At 69.7% G+C, this 22579-nt stretch carries 15 protein-coding genes; 12 read left to right on the top strand and 3 right to left on the bottom strand.

Going from position 1 to position 22579, the window contains the following annotated elements:
- The first annotated feature begins 11 nt into the window (after positions 1-11).
- Together AB0B94_RS05250 and AB0B94_RS05245 are read left to right on the top strand one after the other, a co-directional pair.
- Positions 12-476, top strand: coding sequence for a MaoC family dehydratase (locus tag AB0B94_RS05250; protein ID WP_357268511.1), 465 nt, complete (start codon positions 12-14; stop codon positions 474-476).
- 503 nt (positions 477-979) lie between these two features.
- Positions 980-4624, top strand: a complete 3645-nt coding sequence (locus AB0B94_RS05245) for a hypothetical protein (RefSeq protein ID WP_357268509.1) — start codon at positions 980-982, stop codon at positions 4622-4624.
- A gap of 102 nt (positions 4625-4726) precedes the next feature.
- Here the strand turns inward: AB0B94_RS05245 and AB0B94_RS05240 are convergent, their stop codons facing one another.
- Positions 4727-5866, bottom strand: a complete 1140-nt coding sequence (locus AB0B94_RS05240) for a cellulose binding domain-containing protein (RefSeq protein WP_357268507.1) — start codon at positions 5864-5866, stop codon at positions 4727-4729.
- Between AB0B94_RS05240 and AB0B94_RS05235 the strand changes: the two genes are divergently transcribed.
- The gene (locus tag AB0B94_RS05235) at positions 5865-6080 is read left to right on the top strand and encodes a hypothetical protein (protein ID WP_357268505.1); all 216 of its coding nucleotides are present in this window, start codon (positions 5865-5867) and stop codon (positions 6078-6080) included. The genes AB0B94_RS05240 and AB0B94_RS05235 overlap by 2 nt on opposite strands.
- A 62-nt stretch (positions 6081-6142) precedes the next feature.
- On the opposite strand, the gene AB0B94_RS05230 is transcribed toward AB0B94_RS05235, so the two are convergent.
- A complete protein-coding gene (locus AB0B94_RS05230; protein WP_357268503.1) occupies positions 6143-7141 on the bottom strand; it encodes an acetylxylan esterase in 999 nt (332 codons plus the stop codon).
- Positions 7142-7162: 21 nt separating this feature from the next.
- On the bottom strand, positions 7163-8200 hold the full coding sequence (locus AB0B94_RS05225) for a LacI family DNA-binding transcriptional regulator (protein WP_357268501.1): 1038 nt from the start codon (positions 8198-8200) through the stop codon (positions 7163-7165).
- Between the two features lie 318 nt (positions 8201-8518).
- On the opposite strand from AB0B94_RS05225, the gene AB0B94_RS05220 reads away from it, so the two are divergent.
- From AB0B94_RS05220 to AB0B94_RS05180, 9 genes are all read left to right on the top strand, one after another.
- Entirely contained in the window at positions 8519-10882 is a 2364-nt protein-coding gene (locus tag AB0B94_RS05220; RefSeq protein WP_357268499.1) for a glycoside hydrolase family 3 N-terminal domain-containing protein, read from the top strand.
- 10 nt (positions 10883-10892) lie between these two features.
- Positions 10893-11882, top strand: coding sequence for an ABC transporter permease subunit (locus AB0B94_RS05215; RefSeq protein ID WP_357268497.1), 990 nt, complete (start codon positions 10893-10895; stop codon positions 11880-11882).
- Entirely contained in the window at positions 11879-12787 is a 909-nt protein-coding gene (locus AB0B94_RS05210; protein WP_357268495.1) for a carbohydrate ABC transporter permease, read from the top strand. Before AB0B94_RS05215 ends, AB0B94_RS05210 begins: the two co-directional genes overlap by 4 nt.
- A gap of 53 nt (positions 12788-12840) precedes the next feature.
- Positions 12841-14478, top strand: coding sequence for an extracellular solute-binding protein (locus AB0B94_RS05205; RefSeq protein WP_357268493.1), 1638 nt, complete (start codon positions 12841-12843; stop codon positions 14476-14478).
- A gap of 88 nt (positions 14479-14566) precedes the next feature.
- Positions 14567-15256: a DUF624 domain-containing protein gene (locus AB0B94_RS05200; protein WP_357268491.1), complete on the top strand. Its 690-nt coding sequence runs from the start codon at positions 14567-14569 to the stop codon at positions 15254-15256.
- Positions 15253-17286 carry a beta-galactosidase gene (locus tag AB0B94_RS05195; protein ID WP_357268489.1) on the top strand — a complete coding sequence of 678 codons (2034 nt, stop codon included), beginning with the start codon at positions 15253-15255 and terminating at the stop codon, positions 17284-17286. The genes AB0B94_RS05200 and AB0B94_RS05195 overlap by 4 nt, the downstream gene beginning before the upstream one ends.
- Positions 17283-19421, top strand: a complete 2139-nt coding sequence (locus AB0B94_RS05190) for an alpha-glucuronidase (RefSeq protein WP_357268487.1) — start codon at positions 17283-17285, stop codon at positions 19419-19421. Before AB0B94_RS05195 ends, AB0B94_RS05190 begins: the two co-directional genes overlap by 4 nt.
- A 308-nt stretch (positions 19422-19729) precedes the next feature.
- Complete coding sequence (locus AB0B94_RS05185; protein ID WP_357268485.1) at positions 19730-21070, top strand: PHB depolymerase family esterase; 1341 nt, start codon at positions 19730-19732, stop codon at positions 21068-21070.
- Positions 21071-21111: 41 nt separating this feature from the next.
- Positions 21112-22494, top strand: coding sequence for an endo-1,4-beta-xylanase (locus AB0B94_RS05180; protein WP_357268483.1), 1383 nt, complete (start codon positions 21112-21114; stop codon positions 22492-22494).
- The last annotated feature ends 85 nt before the right edge of the window (positions 22495-22579 follow it).

Here is a 22579-nt window from a genome sequence, read left to right as displayed (position 1 = left end):
GGAGATCCGGCATGAGAGTCTTCACCTCCGTCGAGGAGTTGGCCGCCGCGACCGGCGAGAGCCTCGGGCCCGGTCCGTGGCAGCGCGTCGAGCAGAGCCGCGTCGACCTCTTCGCCGACGCCACGGACGACCACCAGTGGATTCATCTCGACCCGGTCCGAGCCGCGGCGGGGCCGTTCGGCGGGACTATCGCCCACGGGTACCTCACCCTGTCGCTGTTGCCAGCTCTGGCGGGCGGGCTCTACCGGGTCGAGGGGGTGGCGATGGGCGTCAACTACGGGCTGAACCGGGTGCGCTTCCCGGCGCCGCTGCGGGTCGGCGCCGCCGTACGCGCCACCGCGACCATCGTCGACGTGTCGCCGGTGAGCGGCGGTGTGCAGCTGGTGGTGACGGTCACAGTGGAGAGCGACAGTGGCGGCAAGCCCGTCTGCGTGGCCGAAACCGTGAGCCGGCTCTACCGCGCCGTGGAGCGGTGACCGCCCAGAGCCGGCCGAGGTGCCGGAGTCGCCCGATGGCGCGTTCCCGCACTGCCTGCTGAGCACCTCCGCAGGTCGATGGGGCGGCGGCGGAATCCGTCGCCGCCCCATCGCCTACCCCGCGCTCCAGATCGACTGCAGTTCTCGTCAACGCTCCGGACGACTGACGCTTCAGCAATGGGCTTTTCCTCGGTAGCGAACTCGAAAACGAATACCCCCTTTTCAATTCGGGGATTGCGTGACGCCCCCCGTATCCAGAACGGCAATCGGTGCTGCGGGTAACAGCGCTGATGGCTTTTCTGGCGCGCATCACACAACCCCCTTCCAGCTCTCCTCCGTGTCGCCGATCGTGTTGGGTCGTCAATCGCGGCCGTGCGCCTGGTCGGGCGTGGCTACTATCCGACACTCGTTGATCGACGTTCACAGAGCTAGATATAGTCGCCAATGGATTGTTTGCCAATCATGTCGCCAGGCTGACAAACAACTCTGTGACGGGGGACAACGTGGGAAGACCTGAGCGGCCGCTCGACCCGGAGGGCGGCGAGCTGGAGCGGTTCGCGCTCGACCTGCGCCGGCTGCGGACAAAGGCCGGTTCGCCGACGTACCGCCAACTGGCCAGACGTGCGCACTTCTCGGTGACCACGCTGGCGAAGGCGGCCAGCGGCGAGACCGTGCCAAGCCTTCAGGTGACACTGGCGTACGTGGCCGCCTGTGACGGCGATCCGGCCGAATGGACCGAACGGTGGCACAGCCTGATCGCAGGCGTGACGTCCGCCGAGACGACGGCGCTCAGCCGCGGACCGTACTGGGGAATGGCGGCGTTCCAGCCGGAAGACTCAGAATGGTTCTTCGGACGCGAGCGCCTGGTGACCCAGCTCTGTGCGATGCTCACCCGTCTCCGGTTCGTCGCGGTTTTCGCCCCGTCCGGTGCGGGCAAGTCATCCCTGCTACGAGCGGGTCTGATGGCGGCAGTGGCCGGAAATCCCGTCAAGGGTCAGCCGGCCTGGGCCACGGTGCTGATGACGCCCGGCGACCATCCCATCGAGGAGTTCGCGTTCCAGCTCGCCAATGAACACGACCTGGCCGGTGACACGGTCCAGCGTCACCTGGCCGATGACCCGGCCAGCATTCGTGGAACGATCGAACAGATTCTTGGTGCCCGTCCATCGGCCCCGAACATGCTCATCGTGGTGGACCAGTTCGAGGAGCTCTTCACGCTCTGCCGCGACGAGCAGGAGCGTTCGGGGTTCATTGCCGCGCTGCTCGCCGCGACGGAGGTCCCCAGGGTCCGCGTGGTGCTGGGAGTGCGAGCCGACTTCTATGGTCGGTGTGCCGCCTATCCGGCCCTGGTGGCCGCTCTCCACGAGCACCAGCTGTTGATCGGCCCGATGGACGATGAGGATCTGCGTCGCACGATCACCGGCCCCGCCGAGCGCGCCGGGTTGCTCGTCGATCCGGCGTTGGTGGAGATGGCAGTGGCAGACGTCGGCGGTCAGACGAGCGCGCTGCCGCTGATGTCCCACGCGCTGTTGGAGACGTCGCGGCTGCGGCAGGGTAAACGGATCACACTGGCCCACTACCGCGAGTCAGGCGGCGTGAACGGCGCCATCACGCGTACCGCCGAGGGGGTGTACGCGCAGTTCGACGAAGGGCAGCGAGAGCTGGCACGGGACATCTTCCTGCGCCTGACCGCCCTCGGTGACGGCACCGAGGACACCCGACGCCGGGCGCCCCTCGCCGAGTTGGTGGGTGGGTCGGACCCGTTGGCCGCGGCTGAGGTGCTGGGCAGGTTGACGGCCGCGCGGTTGGTCACGGCGGATGAAAAGGGCGTCATGGTGGCCCACGAGGCCCTGATCCAGGAGTGGCCCCGGCTGCGTCGCTGGCTGACCGAAGATCGGGAACTGCTGCGCTCCCATCGCAGGCTGACGGGGGCTGCCGCCGAGTGGGATCGGCATGACCGCGCGGACGGATTCCTGTATCGGGGGGTCCAGTTGGCGCTCTGGGGAACGCACCAGGTGATGAACCTCAGTGACCTGGAACGGGACTTTCTGGAGACCAGCCGTGCCCGAGAGAGCCGACGCCGGGCAGCCCGACGGCGGCGGACCAGCGTGGCGTTGACCGCGCTCGCGGCGACCGTTGTCGTGGTGAGCGTCCTCGCCGCAGTGGCACTGGTGCAGGCGAACCGGGCGGCCGTCGAGCGAGACCTCGCTGTTTCCCGGCAGCTGACGGTCGAGGCCAACAACCAACTGCAGATCGATCCACAGCAGGCGCAGCGCCTCGCCCAACGCGCTCTGACCACACGCCCGACCGTCGGTGCGGAGATGGTGCTGCGCCAGGCCGCCGTCGATGACCGACTGCAGGCGATTGTGCCGATGAGCAGCAAGAAGGCCCTGGGGGTGGCGTTCAGTCCGGACGGAGGGCGGGTGGCGGCCACCGGGACGGACGGCGAGGTGCGGGTGTGGACCTGGGCCGGGCACGGCGTCTCCGGACCGGGCCTGGCCCTCACCGGCGGCCCCGAGGGGCAGGTCTGGAGCCCGATGTTCAGCCCGGACGGGAAGCGACTGGTCACCGCCGGGTCGGACGGCACCGTCCGGATCTGGCAGGTCGATGGCACCGCTGGTCCCATCGTCCTACGCGGGCACGAGGGCCCGGTCTGGGGAGTTGCCTTCAGCCCCGACGGACTGTTGGTCGCCAGTGCCGGCGAGGACACCACCGTTCGGGTCTGGGATGCCCGCGGCGGCTACCCACCGGTGGTGCTGCGTGGGCACAGGAAGGTAGCGGTCGGTGTGGCCTTCAGCCCGGACGGGCGCCAGTTGGCCAGCAGCGGCCACGACGCGACGGTGCGACTCTGGGACCTGGCCACGCGATCCACCAGAACGATTCTCACCGGGCCACGCGAGGCCACCAGGACACTGGTGTTCAGCCAGGACGGCACCCGCCTGGCCTGCTCCAGCGCCGACGGTACGGCCTGGGTGTGGCCGCTGACCGGGCCGGAGACCCCGGTGGTGCTGCGCGGGCATGAGGGCACCGTGGAAGGGCTCGCGCTGAGCCCGGACGAGCAGTGGGTCGCGACAACCAGTGACGATCTGACCGTACGGATCTGGAACGTCAACGGCGCTGGCGACCCGTTGGTGCTGCGCGGCCACACCAACCGGGTCTGGGCGTTGGCGTTCAGCAGGGATGGATCCCGGTTGGTGAGCGCCGCCGATGACGGCACGCTACGGATCTGGGACCCGGGCAGTGATCGTCTGATCCTTCGGGGCCACGAGAAGGCCACCTGGTCCGCCGCGTTCACACCGGACGGGCAGCGGGTGGTCAGCGGCGGCGAGGACGGCACGGTGCGGGTCTGGGACCTGGCCGCACCCGCCGAGCCTCGGGTGCTCGGCAGCCACGACGGCGATGTCTACGGTCTCACTGTGAGTTCGGACGGGACGAGTGTGGCCACCGGCGGCCGCGACGGCAGCGTACGGGTCTGGGACCTCGCCGGCAGACGCGATCCGGTGGTGCTTCGGGGGCACGAGAAGCAGGCGTGGACCGCTGACTTCAGCCCTGATGGCCGCCGCCTGGCCAGCGTCAGCAACGACCGGAGCCTGCGCATCTGGGACCTCGCCGGTGAGAGTGCCCCGGTAGTCCATCGAGTCGCCGAGGAGATCCGGTACGCCGCCTTCAGCCCGGACGGCACGAAGGTCGCCACAGCCGGCGCGGAGGGCACCCTACGGATCTGGGACGCTCTCGGCACTGCCGAACCACTACTACTTCCCGGTCACGAGGGACTGGTGTGGGCCGTGGCGTTCAGCCCGGACGGACAACGGGTCGCCAGTGCCGGCTTCGACGGCACCGTGCAGATCCACTCCGTCGCGAGCGGCGGCGCGCCGATCGTGTTGCGAGGGCACGAGGGTCCCGTCTGGCACGTGTCGTTCAGCCCGGATGGGCAGTGGGTGCTCAGCTCTGGAAAGGACGGCACCGCTCGGCTGTGGCGCGCTTCGGAGGCCGCGCAGTCAGTGACCTTCGGGGGATTCGGCGCCTCCGTGGAGACCGTCGACTTCAGCCCGGACGGCGAGCGGCTCGTCTCGACGCATGACGACGGCACCGTACGCGTCTGGCCCTGCCGGGCGTGTGTTCCGGTCCAGAACCTGATGGCGCCGTGAGGGCCACCGTTCACGGCGTTGACGCGCGAGGCGGGGTCTGGCCGACCAGCGGGTGCCGGGGGCGGTGCCGGGCCGCCGGGCCCGGCACCGCGGGAGCTGGGGTCAGGCGACCGCGCAGGCGGTGCCGTTGAGGGTGAACGCGGCCGGCCGGCCGGTGCCACCCGTGTGGGTCGCCTGGAAGCCGATGTCGACCGAGGTGTTGGGCGCGATCGTCGCGTTGTAGGAGACGTTGCGCGCGGTCACCGCTCCGCTGGACGGGGAGTAGGTGGCGTTCCATCCGCTGGTGATGGCCTGCCCACCGGGCAGGGTGAACGCCAGGGCCCAACCGTTGACCGGCGTGCTGCTCGTGTTGGTCACCGAGACCGACGCGGTGAGACCGCTGTTCCAGGCGTTGACCGTGTACGTCACGCGGCAGTCGCCGGACGGCGGGGGCGTGGTGGGCGGGGGAGTGGTCGGCGGCGGAGTGGTCGGCGGTGTGTCGCCCCCGATGCTGCCGGGCACCGTACGGAGAGCGTCGTACCAGGCGGCGGCCATCTTGCGGTAGCCAGTGGCGTTCGGGTGCACCCCGTCGGCCAGGTCGCTGAGCGTCAGGGCGCGGTACATGTCGACCAGGTGTACGCGTTTTCCGGCGGCGGCCCGGCTCTGCACGATCCCGGGGATCGCGGCGTTGTAGCCCCGGACCTGGTTGTCGGCGCCGGACTTCGGGATGATCGTCGCGACGAACACGTCAGCGTTCGGGGCGGTGTTGGTGATCCGGTCGACGAGCGTGGCCAGCCGCGACGGAGCCCCGGACGTGTCGCCGTACATGTCGTTGGTGCCGATGTGCAGCAGCACGGTCCGCGGGTTCGTGGCCCGCAGCCAGTTCACCACGTTGGCGTCGATCTGGGCGATCGTCCAGCCGGAGTGGCCCTGGTGGTCGTGGTCGCCGAGGCTGGCTGGCCCGTTGAACTGGGAGCCGACGAAGTCGATCCGGTAACCACCGGACGTGAACCGCTGCCACAACTCGATCCGGTAACCGCCGGGGACGTTGAATCCGTCGGTGATCGAGTCGCCCAGTGGCATCACGCGTACGCCGCCGTTGGACTCCGCGCTGGCGGGAGTCGTCGCGACCGGCACTGCGGCGATCATGGCGGCGACGACGGCCAGGGCCGTCCACCACCGGCGGGCCCGCCGGGGTCTCGACGTCCGGGCGCTGGCGGTCGGTGCGAGGGGGACGGGTTGAACGAGGGCTGGACTGCGCATGGGACTTCCTCTGCTGGGGGTGCGCCACGTCGGCGGCCACCGGGAGACGGTTGCCGCCACGAACGCGGTGCGCGGGGGTGGGGTGCTCGCCACGACCAGAAGCCCGGACGTCTGCGCTGGTGGTGGTGGCGGTTCGGGGTGGGCACCGGTCGTCGAGGGTGTGGCGCGACGGGCCGATGAGCCGTGGCGGAAGTGTGCCCTGCACCTCGCCTGACGCACCATAGCGTGTTATCGCTAACACCGGCAATGCATCGTCATTCGGCGATGCCTGAGCCGCTACTTTCGGCCTGGCTGGAGCACGGAACGCAGCCAGCGCAGCTGACGCCGGACGTGCACGGCCTCGCCGCCCTCATGGCCGTTGAACGGGTAGACGTGCATCTCCCGCTCGGGCGGGACCGGCCTCCCGTTCGCGGCGCCGTAGTGGTTGTAGGCGGCGAAGGCGGTTCGCGGCGGGCAGACCGTGTCGCGTTGACCCACCCCGAAGTGCGCCGGAGCCGTCGCCCGACGCGCGAAGCTCACCCCGTCGACATAGGACAGGGTGCGCCACACCGCCTGCTCGGCCTCCCGGTGCACAGCGAGGTACCGGGCGATCTCTCCGTACGGCGCGAGATCGGTGAGCGCGACGGCCCGGCGCATGTCGCACAGGAACGGGGCGGTGGTCAGCACCGCGCTGAGATCCTCGACGAGACCCGCCACCGCCAGGGCGATGCCGCCGCCCTGGCTGTTGCCGACCACAGTGACCCGGTCACCGTCGACCCCCGGCAGCGCGCGGACCGCCTCGACAGCCCGCACCGCGTCGGTGATCAGACGGCGGTAGTGGTAGTCGCGCGGATCGAGGATCCCCCAGGTGGCCGGCCAGGGCCCGCCGGGCGCGCCGTGCGGGTCGGGGGTGTCCCCGGCACCGTGCTGCCCCGCCTGGCCCCGGTTGTCCATCAGCAGGTGCGCGTACCCGGCCACCGCCCAGGTCGGCCGCTCGTGGGGCAGGCCGCGCCCGCGACCGTAGCCGGCGTACTCGACCACTGCCGGCAGCGGCTCTCGAACCCCGGCCGGGCGCGTGTACCAGGCGCGGACCGGTTCACCGCCGAAGCCGGCGAACGAGACGTCCCAGGAGTCGAGCAGCAGCAGGTCGGTGGGTTCGGAGCGGACCTCGACGAGCACCGGTACGGCGGCCGCCTCGGCGAGCGTGTCCCGCCAGAACTCGTCGAAGTCGTCGGGTTCGGCGACCTCGGGTGCGTACCGCTGGAGTTCGTCGAAGGTGGAGGCGGAGTGGGGCACGGGTCCTCGCAGGGGCCGGGGTCAGTGCGGGTGGACGGGGGGCGCGGTGCTCTCCCGGACGACCAGCTCGGTCACCAGGTCGATCCGGCTGGTCGCCGGCTCGTTTCCCCTGGTCAGGTCGAGCAACATCTGGGTGGCGATGCCGGCCATGTCGCGCAACGGTTGGTTGATCGTGGTGAGCGCCGGGTCGGTCCAGGCCGAGACCGGCAGGTTGTCGTACCCGATCACGGAGAGGTCCTCGGGCACCCGCAGGCCGCACTGACGGGCGGCCCGGAGCACTCCCATGGCCTGGATGTCCGACCCGGCGAAGATCGCCGTGGGTCGGTCCGGCCGCTGGAGCAGTTGCAGCCCGTGGGCGTGCCCGGCTCCGGCGGAGAAACTGCCGTAGCGGATCAGCTCGCGGTCGACCACTATCCCGGCTTCGTCGTGGGCCGACTGGAAGCCGGCGGCGCGCGCTCGGCTGCACAGCACGTCGGGTGGCCCGGAGATGATGGCGATCCGTCGGTGCCCCAGCTCCAGCAGGTGCCGGGCGGCGAGCAGGCCACCGTTCCAGTTGTTCGACCCGACGGTCGGCACGGAGGCCGAGGTGGCACTGTCGGTGTCGACGACGACGAACGGAATGCCCTGCCGGCGCAGGTGCTGCTGTTGGGCCTCGGCCAGGTGGGAGAGGACGAACACCACGCCCAGGGGGCGGTCGGCGAGTAACGCCTCCAACCATCGTGTCGGCGGGCGGTGCGCGCCGTCGAGCTGGGCGATCGACAGCCCGATGCCGGCCGCGGAGGTCACCGCCTCGACGCCCCGCAGGATCTCCATCGCCCAACCCGTGTCGAACTCGTGGAACACGAGGTCCACCCGGCCGCCGCTGGTCGCGTGTCGCCGGGCGCGGCGCTGGTACTGGTGGCGGTCGAGGCTCGCCTCCACCCGGGCTCTGGTGCCGGGGGCGACGTCGCCGCGTCCGTTGAGGACCTTGGACACTGTCGCGACCGAGACGCCGACATCGTTGGCGATGGTCGCGATGGTGGTGGAGGCGGGTGGGTCGAGCGGGCGGTGCTCTGTCATCGCGGCCTCATACAACATCCGAAAGTTTCGGGCGACCTTAACATGACGAGACATTCACACCAGTGCGTGCCGCTGTCGGGCTGCGCATTCACGGACATTGCGCGGCTTGTCGACGACGGAGCGCCAATGGTGGGGTCACCGTGTGCAGGAAACACCCCCTGGTGGTTCGATTGAGACTCTTGACAGGCATCGATGGGCCACTTAGGTTGCCGAAAAGGTTACGCAGGTTTCCGGAAAGTTTCGGATCGTGAGAAAGGTCCGCCGCGGAGCCGGTTCCACCAGGGCACGGGGATGTGGCCGGAGCTAAGGGGTCAGGGCATGAGCAGTCAGTCGCTCGAGGACGGCGGCACCGCGCCGTGGCGAGATCAGCGGCTGTCGCCGACCGAGCGAGCCGAGGCGCTCCTGCCGATGATGTCAGTCGAAGAGAAGATCGCCCAGCTTGTCGGGGTCTGGGTCGGCGCCGACGCCAGCGGCGAGGGCGTCGCACCACACCAGTCGGACATGATCAGCGAGTTGCCGCAGTGGAGCACTGTCATCCGGTACGGGTTGGGCCAGTTGACCCGCCCGTTCGGCACCGCCCCGGTCGACCCGGTGTCCGGCGCCCGGTCGCTGGCGGTCTCGCAGGCGCAGATCGTCGCCGCCAGCCGGTTCGGCATTCCGGGGCAGGTGCACGAGGAGTGCCTCACCGGGTTCGCGGCGTGGCGGGCCACCGTCTACCCGACTCCGCTCAGCTGGGGCGCGTCCTTCGACCCCGAACTGGTCGAGGCGATGGCCGACCGGATCGGGCGGTCGATGCGCGCCGCCGGTGTGCATCAGGGCCTCGCCCCGGTGCTGGACGTCACCCGGGACTACCGCTGGGGCCGCACCGAGGAGACGATCGGCGAGGATCCCTACCTGGTCGGGACGACAGGTGCCGCCTACGTGCGGGGCCTGGAGCGGGCCGGCGTGGTGGCCACGCTGAAACACTTCGCCGGCTACTCCGCCTCCCGAGGCGGACGCAACCTCGCTCCGGTGCCGATGGGTGCGCGCGAGCTGGCCGACGTCATTCTGCCGCCGTTCGAGATGGCGCTGCGCCTCGGCGGCGCCCGCTCGGTGATGAACTCCTACGCCGAGATCGACGGCCTGCCCGTCGCGGCCGACCGTGGGCTGCTGACCGGATTGTTGCGTGACGAGTGGGGCTTCACCGGCACCGTGGTGGCCGACTACTTCGCCGTACGGTTCCTCCAGACCCTGCACGGAGTCGCCGAAGATGCCGCCGACGCGGCCCGGCTCGCCCTGCGGGCCGGAATCGACGTCGAGCTGCCCACGGTGGATGCCTTCGGCGAACCGCTGGTGCAGGCGGCTCGCCGCGGCGAGGTCGACGAGGCGCTGATCGACTGCGCGCTGCGTCGGGTGCTGATCCAGAAGATCGAGCTCGGTCTGCTCGACGAGGGCTGGCAGGAACTGCCCGACGACGTGGCGTCCCTGCGCTTCGACGACGAGGCCAGCCGGGACGTCGCCCTTCGCCTCGCCCGGGAGTCAGTCGTCCTGCTGCGCAACGCCGACGTGCTCCCGCTGCCAGTGGGTAGCCGGGTCGCCCTGGTCGGTCCGCTCGCCGACGACCCGATGGCCATGCTCGGCTGCTATTCGTTCCCCAACCACGTGGGCGTCCACCACAGCGACTTCGGGCTCGGGCTGCGCATCCCCACAGTGCGCGACGAGTTGGCCCGACGCGTCCCGCTGCTCACCCACGAGCCCGGCTGCGCCATCACCGGCGAGGACACCTCGGGCATCCCGGCCGCGGTCGCCGCGGCCGCTGCCGCCGACGTGTGCGTGCTGGCCGTCGGCGACCGGGCGGGAATGTTCGGCCGGGGCACCTCCGGTGAGGGCTGCGACGCCGTCGACCTGCGACTACCCGGCGTGCAAAGCGACCTCGTCCGCGCCGTCCTCGCCACCGGCACCCCGGTCGTCCTGGTGTCGATGGCCGGCCGCCCGTACGCGCTCGGTCCGGAGTTCGACGGCGCGGCGGCCGTGGTGCAGGCGTTCTTCCTCGGTCAGCTCGGTGGGCAGGCGCTCGCCGAGGTGCTCACCGGCGCGGTCAATCCCTCCGGGCGGCTGCCGGTCAGCGTTCCCCGCGACGCCGGCGGGCTGCCGAGCACCTATCTGGCGCCGCCGCTCGGCCGGCGCAACAAGGTCTCCTCGATCGACCCGACTCCGGCGTACCCGTTCGGCCACGGGCTGAGCTACACCACCTTCGAGTGGTCCGACGCGACGGTGGTCGGACCGGGCGAAGATCCGACTGCCTGGCCGGTCGACGGCGAGGCGCGGGTGCGGATCACCGTCGCCAACACCGGTGAGCGGGCCGGCACCGAGGTCGTGCAGCTCTACCTGCACGACCCGGTCGCGCAGACCACCCGTCCGGTGGTCCGGCTGATCGGCTACACCCGGCTGCCGTTGGCGCCCGGCGAGGTGGCGCACGTGACGTTCGGCGTACCGGCCGACGTGGCGTCGTTCACCGGGCTGACCGGCCAACGGATCGTCGAGCCCGGCGACGTCGAGCTGCGGTTCGGCCGATCGAGCGGCGACGTGGCGGCGGCCCTGCCGCTGCGGCTGGTCGGCACCGAGCGCCAGGTCGGTTTCGAGCGGGAACTGCTCACCTCGGTGCGGGTCGAGCCCCTCGTGGCCGTTGCACAGTCGGCATAGGAGGCCACGGATGACATCCACCCTGCGGCCACCGCCGCCGGCACCGCCGAGCTCTCCCCAGCAGGCGCAGAGCCCTGCCCCACGCTCGCCGCGACGCCGTCGCAGTTGGCGGCAGGCGCTGCGGCGGGACTGGCAGCTCTACTCCCTCGCCATCCTGCCGCTGCTGTTCTTCCTGGTCTTCCGGTACCTGCCGATGATCGGCAACATCATCGCGTTCCGTCGGTTCAAGCCGGGCGGCAGCATCTTCGGTGAGTACTGGGTCGGGCTGCGCTACTTCCGGATGTTCCTCACCGACCCGACGTTCTGGGAGGTGTTCACCAACACCCTGGTGCTCGGGACGCTGACCCTGCTGTTCTGCTTCCCGCTGCCGATCGTCCTGGCGCTGCTGCTCAACGAGGTCCGGGCCCGCCGCTTCAAACGGTTCGTCCAGTCCGTGTCCTACCTGCCGCACTTCCTGTCGATCGTGATCGTGGCGGCGATGGTCATGCAGTTGACCTCGATCGAGGGCACCGCCAACCAGATCGTCAACCTGTTCGGCGGCGACCCGGTCGCGTTCCTGCAGAGGCCGGAGTGGTTCCGCACCATCTACGTCTCGTCCGAGGTCTGGCAGACCGTCGGGTGGGGCACGATCCTCTACCTCGCGGCCCTCACCACCATCGACGAGGACCTGTACGAGGCCGCCCGGATCGACGGCGCCGGCCGGCTGCGGCAGACCTGGCACGTCACCTTGCCCGGCATCCGTCCGACGATGGTGACCCTGCTGATCCTCAACATCGGCAGCTTCCTGGCGGTCGGGTTCGAGAAGATCCTGCTGCTCTACAACCCGTTGACGTATCCGACAGCCGACGTGGTCTCCACCTATCTGTTCCGGATGGGCTTCCAGTCGAGCAACTTCAGCTACGCGGCAGCCATCGGCCTCTTCGAGGCGGTGATCGGGCTGATTCTCGTCCTGTCGGCGAACGTCATCTCCCGTCGCACTGTGGGGACGAGCCTGTGGTGACCCTCGGTACGAAGATCGACGCCCCGAAGACCCGCGGGCCGGTGGACAGCCGGGGTTACCGGATCTTCCGGGTGGTCAACACGATCGTCCTGCTCGGCGTCGTGGTCGTGACGCTGTACCCGTTCCTCAACATCGTGGCCCGCTCGCTCAGCGAAGAGGCCTACATCATCGCCGGCAAGGTGACCATCTTCCCGCGTGGGTTCGACCTGACGGCGTACAAGCTGCTGATGTCGGACGCGATGTTCTGGACGAACTACCGCAACACTGTGGTGTACACGGTGGTCGCCACACTCATCTCGATCGTGCTGACCACGTGTTACGCGTACGTGCTGTCGAAACCGCAGCTCAAGGGGCGCCCCTTCCTCATCGGTGTCGCGCTGTTCACCATGTTCTTCTCCGGTGGCCTGATTCCCAACTACGTGCTGGTCACCAGCCTGGGCATGAAGAACACCATCTGGGCCGTGGTGATCCCCAACGCCATCAGCGTGTTCAACCTGCTGGTCATGAAGGCGTTCTTCGAGAGTCTGCCGAGCGAGCTGGAGGAGGCCGCGGCGGTCGACGGGCTGAACACGTACGGCATCCTGCTGCGGATCGTGCTGCCGCTGTCGAAGGCGATCATCGCGACGATGGTGCTCTTCTACGCGGTCTCCTTCTGGAACTCGTGGTTCACCGCGTTCCTCTACATCGACCAGCAGGATCTGCTGCCGGTCACCGTGTACCTCCGCAATCTCATCGCGGGCGCCACGAGCGCCGAGTCGGCCGCGGCCGACGCCGACAAGGTTCAGGCCGCGGCCACCCTCCAGGCCGTGACGATCGTGCTCACCACACTGCCGATCCTGGCGATCTACCCCTTCGTTCAGCGGTACTTCGTCCGCGGCGTGATGCTCGGCGCGGTCAAGGGATGACGCTGGGCGCCACACCGCTTCCCCTCGAATCCCCACCACCGAAAGGACGAGCCATGCTCCACAAGACGTGGCGCCGCGTGGCATTGGCCACCGCGGGTCTGCTTGCGCTCTCCCTTGCCACCGCCTGTTCCGAGGACCCCGGTGAGTCGACTGACCTCTCCGAGAACCGGGTCGGCGCGATGGCCAACTACGGCATCGGTGACCAGTTCAAGGCCACCGAGGCGCTCTCCTTCTCCACCCTCTACAACAACCACACGTTCTACCCGCTCAAGGAGGACTGGCTGTTCTGGTCGGAGCTCACCAAGCGGACCAACGTCAAGATCGATCCGGTGGCCGTGCCGCTGAGCGACTACGAGCAGAAGCGCAGCCTGCTGATCGGCGCCGGCGACGCCCCGCTGATCATCCCGAAGACGTACCACCCGCAGGAGGACGCGTTCGTGGCCTCCGGGGCGATCCTCCCGGTGAGCGACTACCTGGATCTGATGCCCAACCTCAAGGACAAAATCAGCAAGTGGAACCTCCAGCCGGAAATCGACAACCTGCGGCAGGCCGACGGTAAGTTCTACCTGCTGCCCGGCCTCCACGAGAAGCCCACGCAGGACTACACGGTGCTGGTGCGCACCGACATCATGCAGGAGCTCAACCTGGCGGTCCCGAAGACCTGGGACGAGCTGTACACCGTGCTCAAGGCGATGAAGGCGAAGTACCCCAACGTCTACCCGTACTCCGACCTGTTCAGCAAGCCCAACCCGACCGGCGCGTTGCTGAACCTCCTCGGCTCGGCCCACGGCACCTACGCGGGTTGGGACTACCAGCACGCGACCTGGGATCCGGCGGCGAAGAAGTTCAGCTACACCGGCGCGTCCGAGCAGTACAAGCAGATGGTGACCTTCCTGCACAAGCTCGTCGCCGAGGGCCTGCTCGACCCGGAGAGCTTCACCCAGACCGACGACCAGGCACGCCAGAAGCTCGCCAACGGCAAGTCCTTCGTGGTCACCGGCAACGCGCAGACGCTTGTCAACAACCACCGGCCCGACCTGGCCAAGACGCTGCCGAACGCCAAGATGGCCAAGATCCCGCTGCCGATCGGCCCGGCCGGTGAGGTCAACCCGTTCCCCCGCTTGGAGAACGGCATCATGATCTCCACGAAGGCCCGGGAGAGCAAGAACTTCGTGGCCATGATGCAGTTCATCGACTGGTTGTGGTATTCGGACGCGGGCCTGGAGTTCGCCCGCTGGGGCATCGAGGGCACCACCTTCACCAAGGACGCGTCCGGCAAGCGCTCGCTCAACCCCGGCGTCGACTTCCTCGGCCTCAACCCGAAGGCGCCCAAGCACCTGCAGAAGGACTTCGGCTTCCAGAACGGCGTCTTCGCCTACGGCGGCAGCCCCGACCTGGTCCGTGGCTTCTTCTCACCGGAGGAACTGGAGTTCCAGAAGGTGATGGACGCCCGCAAGCCGAGGGAGGTCCCCCCGCCGCGCCCGTTCACCGACGAGGAACGCGAGCAGGTGTCGCTCTGGGAGACCCCGCTGAAGGACTTTGTCACCCAGAACACGCTGAAGTTCGCCCTGGGCCAGCGCCCCCTCAGCGAGTGGGACGCGTACGTGGCCGAGCTGAAGGCCAAGAACTCCGACCAGTACATCGACCTGGTCAACAAGGCGTACGAGCGGTTCCAGAAGAAGAACGGCTGACCAGCGGAGGTCCGGTCGGGCGGCCTGTCGCGGCCCGACCGGACCCCCGGCGACCACGGATCAGCTGAGTCGACCGGAGGGAGCGACGGTGAGTGGCGCGACGCAGACCCGGCGACAGTTCGGCGACGGACCACTGTCGCGGATCACCTCGCGCGTCTACATCCTGCTCGTGGTCGAGCTGCTCCTGCTGCTCACCACGTTGCCCGCCCTGCTCCCGCTGCTTCTGCTGGGCCGCGACCGCAGCAACCTGCCGCTGGCCGCGCTCCTCCTGGTACCGGTCGGCCCGGCGGTCTCCGCCGCCCTGTACGCCCTGCGTCACCAGCGGGCCGACCTGACCGACCTGCGTCCGGCCAGCGTGTTCTGGCGTGGCTACCGGGCCAACGTGCTCGGTGTGCTGCGCGTCTGGGTGCCGACGCTGCTGTGGCTGGCAGTGCTCGCCGTGAACCTCGCCTACCGCGGCGCGGTCGGCCTGTCGAGCTGGTGGGCGGTGCCGCTGGTCCTGATCGGAGTGGGCGTGACGCTCTGCGCGGCCAACGCCCTGGTGATCACCTCGCTGTTCGACTTCCGCACCCGGGACGTGCTCCGGCTGGCCGCGCACTTCCTGCTGCGTACCCCCGGTGTCGCCGTCGGCAACGCCCTGCTGCTGACCGCGGCGGCCGGGATCACCGCGGTCTTCTCCGAGGCGGTGTTGATGCTGCTCGCGTCCATCGCGGCGCTGGCGTACCTGCGCGTCAGCGACCCGATGATCCACCTGATCCGGAAGGAGTTCACCGCATGAGCCTGCCCCTCAGTGCCAAGGTGCCCTTCGGGGGCGACTACAACCCGGAGCAGTGGCCCGAGGACGTGTGGAAGCAGGACTACCGTCTCTTCGACAGCGCACGGATCGACCTGGTCACCCTCGGCGTGTTCGACTGGGCGCTCACCCAGCCCGCCGAGGGCACCTACGACTTCGCGCTGCTGGACAGGATCGTCGAGCGGGCCAGTGCCGAGGGACGCGGGATCTGCCTGGCCACCGGCACCGGAGCCCACCCGCCGTGGTTGGCGAGGGCGTACCCCGAGGTGACCCGGACCGACTTCGAGGGCCGCAAGCACCGCTTCGGTCAGCGACACAACTCCTGCCCCAGCTCTCCGGTCTTCCGGCGGCTCTCCACGGAGCTGGCCCGCCGGGTCGCCCGCCGCTACGCCGACACACCGGCGGTGCTCGCCTGGCACGTCGGCAACGAGTACGGCGGCGCCTGCTACTGCGCGCTGTGCGCGGACGGCTTCCGGGGCTGGCTGCGCCACCGCTACGGCACCCTCGACGAGCTGAACGAGGCCTGGTACACCACCTTCTGGTCGCACACCTTCACCGACTGGGACGAGATCGAGCCGCCGTCGGCGCTGACCGAGCACTGGCGCGGCCCGGACCACACCGCGTTCCCGGGCATCACCCTCGACTACCTGCGGTTCACCTCCGACGCGATGCTGACCAACTTCCGCGACGAGAAGGCGGCCATCCGGGAGTCCAGCCCGACGCTGCCGGTGACCACGAACTTCATGGGCATGTACCGGCCGATCGACTACCACCGCTGGGCCCCTCATCTGGACTTCGTCTCCTGGGACAACTACCCGCCCGACGACGAGTCGGCGGCCCGGATGGCGCTGACCCACGACCTGATGCGCGGGCTCAAGGACGGCCAGCCGTTCTGGCTGATGGAACAGACCCCGAGCTTCACCGCGTGCCGCGACGTCAACCCGTTGAAACGCCCCGGCCTGATGCGGCTGTGGAGTTGGCAGGCCGTGGCGCACGGCGCCGACGCTGTGCTCTTCTTCCAACTGCGTGCCTCCCGTGGGGCCAGCGAGAAGTACCACGGCGCTGTCATCGGGCACGCCGGTCGCTCCGACACCCGGGTGTTCCGGGAGGTCGCCGAGCTGGGCGCCGAACTGGAACGGCTCGGCCCGGCGTCGTTGGGCGCGCGGACCCCGGCCCGGGTGGCGCTGCTGTTCGACTGGGACAGCTGGTGGGCGTTGGAGCTGTCCGACGGCCCGTCCCGGCTGGTCCGCTACCAGCAGGTGGTGCTCGCGTACCACAGGGCACTATGGGACGCCGGTGTGGACCTGGACGTCGTCGCGGTGACCGCCGACCTGTCCCGCTACGACGTGGTGGTGGCCCCGGCCCTGCACCTGCTCAAGGGTGACCTGCCGCAGCGGCTGGAGGCGGTGGCGACGCGCGGCGGGTCGGTGCTGACCACCTACCTGTCCGGCCGGGTGGACGAGAACGACCAGGCGTTCCTGATGGACGTGCCGGGCCCGCTCGGGCAGCTCATGGGTGTCCGGGTCGACGAGTGGGACGCCCGCGGCCCGGAGGTGGTCAACCCGGTCCGCCTCGGCGACGGCGTGGATCAGGTGGACGTCGAGGCGCGACTGCTGTTCGAGCTGGTGATCCCGCAGGGCGCGCAGGTCGTCGGCACCTACCGGGCCGACTTCTACGCGGGTACCCCGGCGGTGACCCGCAACTCCTTCGGCGCCGGTGACGGCTGGTACGTGGCCGCCGGGCTGGACCAGGCCGGGGTGTCCTGGGTGGTGCGCCAGGTGCTCGCCCGGCACGACCTGCTCGGGCCCTACCCGGACGTGCCGGACCTGGAATCCGCCGTCCGGGTCGCGGCGGACGGGTCGCGGCTGCTGTTTCTGCTCAACCACCGCGCCGAGCCGGTCGAGGTGACCGCCCGGACCGGCGGCGTCGACAGGCTCACCGGCGACCGTGTGGCCGCCGGCGGTGCCCTGCGGCTGCCGGCGTACGGGGTTGTCGTGCTGGAGGAGGACCGGTGAACGCCGAAGAGTCGGTGGAGTTGGAGCAGCTGATGTTCGTCGAGGAGCCGATGGACGGTGACGAGCCGCGCGTCCATCCGGCCTGGCTGCCCCCGGAGGCGTTCCGGTCGCTCGGTGCGCGTCGCATCCTCCTGCACGGCGAGGGGTTGCTCGTCGACACCGTCCTCAACGAGGTCTCCCGCGCCTGCGCCCGTTACGGCGGACGGGTGTGGCACTCCCCGTCCTGGGACGTCGACGTCGACCTGGTGCTCGCCCTGCGCGACGCCGCTGAGCTGCCCAACCCGGCGGTGGAGGCGGCACGCGCCGCCGGCGAGGCGGCGCTGGTCGAGCTGGGCGACGGCGGGACGCTCGGCGACGAGGGTTTCGTCTTGGCGCGGGCCGGCGACGTGACAGCGGTGCTGGCCGACGCGCCCGCAGGCCTGCTGTACGGGCTCTTCCACGTGGTCCGGCTCTGCGCGGCGGCCTTCGACCCGGCCCGACCCCCGGAGCGGCACCGGCCGGCGCTGCGCCGACGAATGCTGAACCACTGGGACAACGTGGCGGTGCACCCGGTGATGGGCCAGGTCGAACGGGGGTACGCGGGCGGCTCGATCTTCTGGCAGGACGGCCGTCCGCGCGGCGACCTGGCCCGGGTACGGGAGTACGGGCGGCTGTTGGCCTCCTGCGGGGTCAACGCGATCTCGGTGAACAACGTCAACGTGGCCCGCACCGAGGCGCTGCTGCTCACCGAGCGGCTCGGCGACGTGGCCGAGATCGCGGACGCGCTGCGCCCGTACGGCATCCGGGTGCACCTGTCGGTCAGTTTCGCCGCTCCGGTGGTCCTCTCCGGCCTGCCGACCGCCGACCCCCTGGACGAGACTGTGCGGGCCTGGTGGGCTGCTGCCACACGGCGGGTCTACGACCGCATCCCGGACTTCGGCGGCTATCTGGTGAAGGCCGACTCGGAGGGGCAACCAGGCCCGTTCACGTACGGCCGCGACCACTCCGACGGGGCGAACCTGCTGGCCGAGGCCCTCGCCCCGTACGGGGGAGTGGTGCACTGGCGGGCGTTCGTCTACAACCACCACCAGGACTGGCGGGACCGGTCCACCGACCGGGCGCGGGCCGCGTACGACCACTTCGCCCCGCTCGACGGGCGGTTCCGCACCAACGTGGTGGTCCAGGTGAAGTTCGGCCCGGTGGACTTCCAGACGCGGGAGCCGGTCTCGCCGGTGCTCGCCGCGATGCCGGCGACCCGGGTGGCGGTGGAGTTGCAGGTCACCCAGGAGTACACGGGCCAACAGCGGCACGTCTGCCACCTCGGCCCGTTGTGGAGTGAGGTGCTCGGCTTCTCCCCCTGGGGGCCGGGTGGGCGGACGATCGCCGACGTTGTCACGGGGGAGACTGCGGCCGGCGGCGGGATGGTCGCCGTCGCCAACGTCGGCGACGACCTCTTCTGGACCGGGCATCCGTTGGCACAGGCCAACCTGTACACGTTCGGCCGGCTGGCCTGGGACCCTCGGCGGGACCCGACGGCGATCCTCGACGAGTGGATCACGCTGACCTTCCCGCCGTCGGCGACCGCCGACGCGGAGCTGGTGCGGCGGACCCTGCACGAGATCATGGACGACTCGTGGCGCACGTACGAGCGCTACACCGCCCCGTTGGGCGTCGGCTTCATGGTCAACCCCGGCGACCACTACGGTCCCGGCGTCGACGGGTACGAGTACACCCGGTGGGGCACCTACCACTTCGCCGACCGTGACGGTGTCGGCGTGGACCGCAGCCGCGCGTCGGGCACCGGCTTCGCCAGCCAGTACCCGCCGTACTGGGCCCAGGTGTACGAGTCACCCGAGACCTGCCCCGACGAGCTGTTGCTCTTCTTCCACCACGTGCCGTACGGGCACGTGCTGCACAGCGGCTCGACAGTCATCCAGCACATCTACGACACCCACTTCGCGGGGGTCGAGGAGGTGACGGCGATGCGACGGAGGTGGCAGACGTTGACCGGCATGATCGACCCGAGCGTGTACGAGCGGGTCGCCGAACGCCTCGAGGAGCAGGTGCGCTGCGCCACCGAGTGGCGCGACCAGATCAACACGTACTTCTTCCGCAAGTCCGGGGTGCCGGACGAGCGAGGGCGGGACATCTTCTGAGCGGCGGCGAGGGCGGCCCGGCCATCCGGTCGGGCCGCCCTCGTGCCGTGCGCCCCAGCGGCCTCGCAGGTTCCGAAAACGTCCCGATAATTTATCGCCACCCATCGGTGCTGATCATGCCCGTCTTTCCCCATTGTTGCGCAGGTGACCGCCGGATACATTGCGGCGAAAGGTTTCCGGAAGTCTTGACAATCGAGTGTGCTCGATTGAAGCTGACATGGTCACGCGAGCCGCGGTCAAGGTCGGGCGAAGGGCAGTCCTCGACTTAAGTCCCCTTCCACGCGCCTTTTTCGCAAGGGATCGCGACGATGACACTGAAGACAAAAATGCTTGGCGTCGTCATGGCGGCGGTGACACTGGCCGCCGCCGCGTTGACGTTCGCCACCCCCGCGTCGGCGGCGACGCTCACGCAGGTGACCAACTTCGGCACCAACCCCACCAACCTGCAGATGCACCTGTACGTCCCGGACCGGGTGGCCGCCCGACCGGCGATCCTCCTGGCCATGCACTACTGCACCGGCACGGGCCCCGCGTTCCACTCGGGCACCCAGTACGCCTCCCTCGCGGACCGGTACGGGTTCATCGTGATCTACCCGTCGGCAACCCGCAGCAGCAAGTGCTGGGACGTCTACTCACCGCAGGCGCTACGCCGTGGCGGCGGCAGCGACCCGGTCGGGCTGATGTCGATGGTCGACTACGTGCGGCAGCGCTACTCCGCCGACCCCGCGCGAATCTTCGCCACCGGCACCTCTTCGGGCGCGATGATGACCAACGTCATGCTGGGCGTCTACCCGGACGTGTTCGCTGCGGGCGCATCGTTCGCCGGGGTGCCGTTCGCCTGCTTCGCCACCGGCGGCACCTCGGAGTGGAACAGCCAGTGCGCCAACGGACAACTCATCCGGACCGCGCAGCAGTGGGGTGACCTGGTCCGGGAGGCATACCCCGGCTACACCGGCCAGCGGCCCCGGATGCAGATCTGGCACGGCACCAACGACGAGACGCTGCGCTACCCGAACTTCGGTGAGCAGGTCAAGCAGTGGACCAACGTGCACGGGCTGAGTCAGACCCCGGCGTACACCGACTCCCCGCAGTCCGGCTACACCCGCACCCGGTACGGCAGCAGCGCTCCGATGGCGCCGGTCGAGGCGATCAGCATGCAGGGTGTCACGCACAACCTGCCGGTCGACGCCGCGCAGGTGATCCGCTTCTTCGGGCTGGACGGCACCGCGCCGCCGACCACCCCGCCGCCGACGACGCCGCCCCCGACCACTCCGCCCCCGACCACGCCGCCGCCGACCACTCCGCCCCCGACGACGCCGCCCCCGACCGAGGGCGCCTGCCGGGTCGGCTACACGGTCAACGCCTGGAACAGCGGCCTCACCGCGAGCGTGGCCATCACCAACACCGGCGCCACCGCAGTGAACGGCTGGGCGCTGACCTTCACGCTGCCCAGCGGGCAGCGAATCACCAGCGGCTGGAACGCCCAGTACGCCCCGGCGAGCGGTGCGGTGACCGCCCGCAACGTCTCCTACAACAACACCATCGCCCCGAACGCGTCGGTCGAGATCGGCTTCCAGGCCACGCACGAGGGTGGCACCGGCAAGCCCACGTCGTTCGCCCTCAACGGCGCCGCGTGTTCGGTGTCCTGATTTCCCTTTCCCACCCCACCACCCCTAGAAGGAGTCACACGATGAGAAGTACGAGATGGAAGGCGGCATCCAGAGCCGCCATCGCGGTGGCCGGCGTGGGTGCCCTCGCCGCCGGCATGGCGCTGTTTGCGACGGCACCCGCCTCCGCGGGGACGACGCTCGGTGCGTCCGCCGCCGAGAAGGGTCGGTACTTCGGTACGGCGGTGGCCGGATTCAAGCTCTCCGACAGTGCGTACACCACGATTTTGAACCGTGAGTTCAACATGGTGACCGCCGAGAACGAAATGAAGATGAACGCCACCGAGCCGCAGCAGAATCAGTTCAGCTACGGGGCCGCGGACCAGATCGTCAACCACGCCCGCAGCCGCGGGATGAGCGTGCGGGGTCACACCCTGGCGTGGCATTCGCAGCAGCCCGGCTGGATGGAGAGCATGAGCGGCAGCGCGCTGCGCCAGGCGATGCTCAATCACGTGACGCAGGTGGCCACCCACTTCCGCGGTCAGGTGGTGGCGTGGGACGTGGTGAACGAGGCGTTCGCCGACGGCAGCTCCGGAGGTCGTCGCGACTCCAACCTCCAGCGCACCGGCAACGACTGGATCGAGGCGGCGTTCCGGGCGGCGCGTGCCGCCGATCCGGGCGCGAAGCTCTGCTACAACGACTACAACACCGACAACTGGACGCACGCCAAGACCCAGGGCGTCTACAACATGGTGCGCGACTTCAAGGCCCGTGGCGTGCCGATCGACTGCGTGGGCTTCCAGTCGCACTTCAACAACGACTCCCCGTACGTGAGCAACTACCGCACCACGCTGTCGAGCTTCGCGGCGCTCGGCGTGGACGTGCAGATCACCGAGTTGGACATCCAGGGCGCTTCGGCGAACACCTACCGCAGCGTCGTCGAGGACTGCCTGGCAGTGGCCCGCTGCAACGGCATCACTGTGTGGGGGATCCGCGACAGTGACTCCTGGCGCGCTTCGCAGACCCCGCTGCTGTTCAACAGCAACGGCTCGAAGAAGCCCGCGTACGACGCGGTTCTCGCCGCGCTGAACAACGGCACCACGCCCACGGACCCGCCGACCGACCCGCCGACCGACCCGCCGACCGACCCGCCCACGACCCCGCCTCCGGGCACGGGTGGGTGCACGGCGACGGTGTCGGTGAACCAGTGGACGGGTGGCTTCGTGGCGAATGTTCGAGTGACGGCCGGCTCGTCCGCACTCAACGGCTGGACGGTGACGATCGCGCTGCCGTCGGGCGCAACGGTCACCAACGCGTGGAGCGCCGACCGCAGCGGTAACAGCGGCTCGACAACCTGGACGAACGTGTCGTACAACGGCCAGGTCGGCGCCGGACAGTCCACCGAGTACGGCTTCCAGGCCAACGGCACCGCCGGCAGCCTCAGCCCCGCCTGCTCGGCCCGCTAGACCCCACCGGCCGGGGGGGGGGGGCCCCCCCCCCCCCCGCCCCCCCCCCCCCCCCCCCCGGGGCCCCCCCCCGCGCCTGGCAGGC

This window comes from Micromonospora sp. NPDC048986 (assembly GCF_040649335.1).
Lineage (GTDB): Bacteria > Actinomycetota > Actinomycetes > Mycobacteriales > Micromonosporaceae > Micromonospora > Micromonospora alfalfae.
Note: the sequence above shows the minus strand (reverse complement) of the source record. Positions and strands in the feature narration are given on the sequence as shown.

Excerpts from the sequence above, each read along its gene's own strand:
- AB0B94_RS05250 (WP_357268511.1), top strand. The coding sequence starts at position 12 with ATGAGAGTCTTCACCTCCGTCGAGGAGTTGGCCGCCGCGACCGGCGAG.
- AB0B94_RS05235 (WP_357268505.1), top strand. The coding sequence starts at position 5,865 with ATGGGACTTCCTCTGCTGGGGGTGCGCCACGTCGGCGGCCACCGGGAG.
- AB0B94_RS05240 (WP_357268507.1), bottom strand. The coding sequence starts at position 5,866 with ATGCGCAGTCCAGCCCTCGTTCAACCCGTCCCCCTCGCACCGACCGCC.
- AB0B94_RS05225 (WP_357268501.1), bottom strand. The coding sequence starts at position 8,200 with ATGACAGAGCACCGCCCGCTCGACCCACCCGCCTCCACCACCATCGCG.
- AB0B94_RS05220 (WP_357268499.1), top strand. The coding sequence starts at position 8,519 with ATGAGCAGTCAGTCGCTCGAGGACGGCGGCACCGCGCCGTGGCGAGAT.
- AB0B94_RS05215 (WP_357268497.1), top strand. The coding sequence starts at position 10,893 with ATGACATCCACCCTGCGGCCACCGCCGCCGGCACCGCCGAGCTCTCCC.
- AB0B94_RS05205 (WP_357268493.1), top strand. The coding sequence starts at position 12,841 with ATGCTCCACAAGACGTGGCGCCGCGTGGCATTGGCCACCGCGGGTCTG.
- AB0B94_RS05195 (WP_357268489.1), top strand. The coding sequence starts at position 15,253 with ATGAGCCTGCCCCTCAGTGCCAAGGTGCCCTTCGGGGGCGACTACAAC.
- AB0B94_RS05185 (WP_357268485.1), top strand. The coding sequence starts at position 19,730 with ATGACACTGAAGACAAAAATGCTTGGCGTCGTCATGGCGGCGGTGACA.
- AB0B94_RS05180 (WP_357268483.1), top strand. The coding sequence starts at position 21,112 with ATGAGAAGTACGAGATGGAAGGCGGCATCCAGAGCCGCCATCGCGGTG.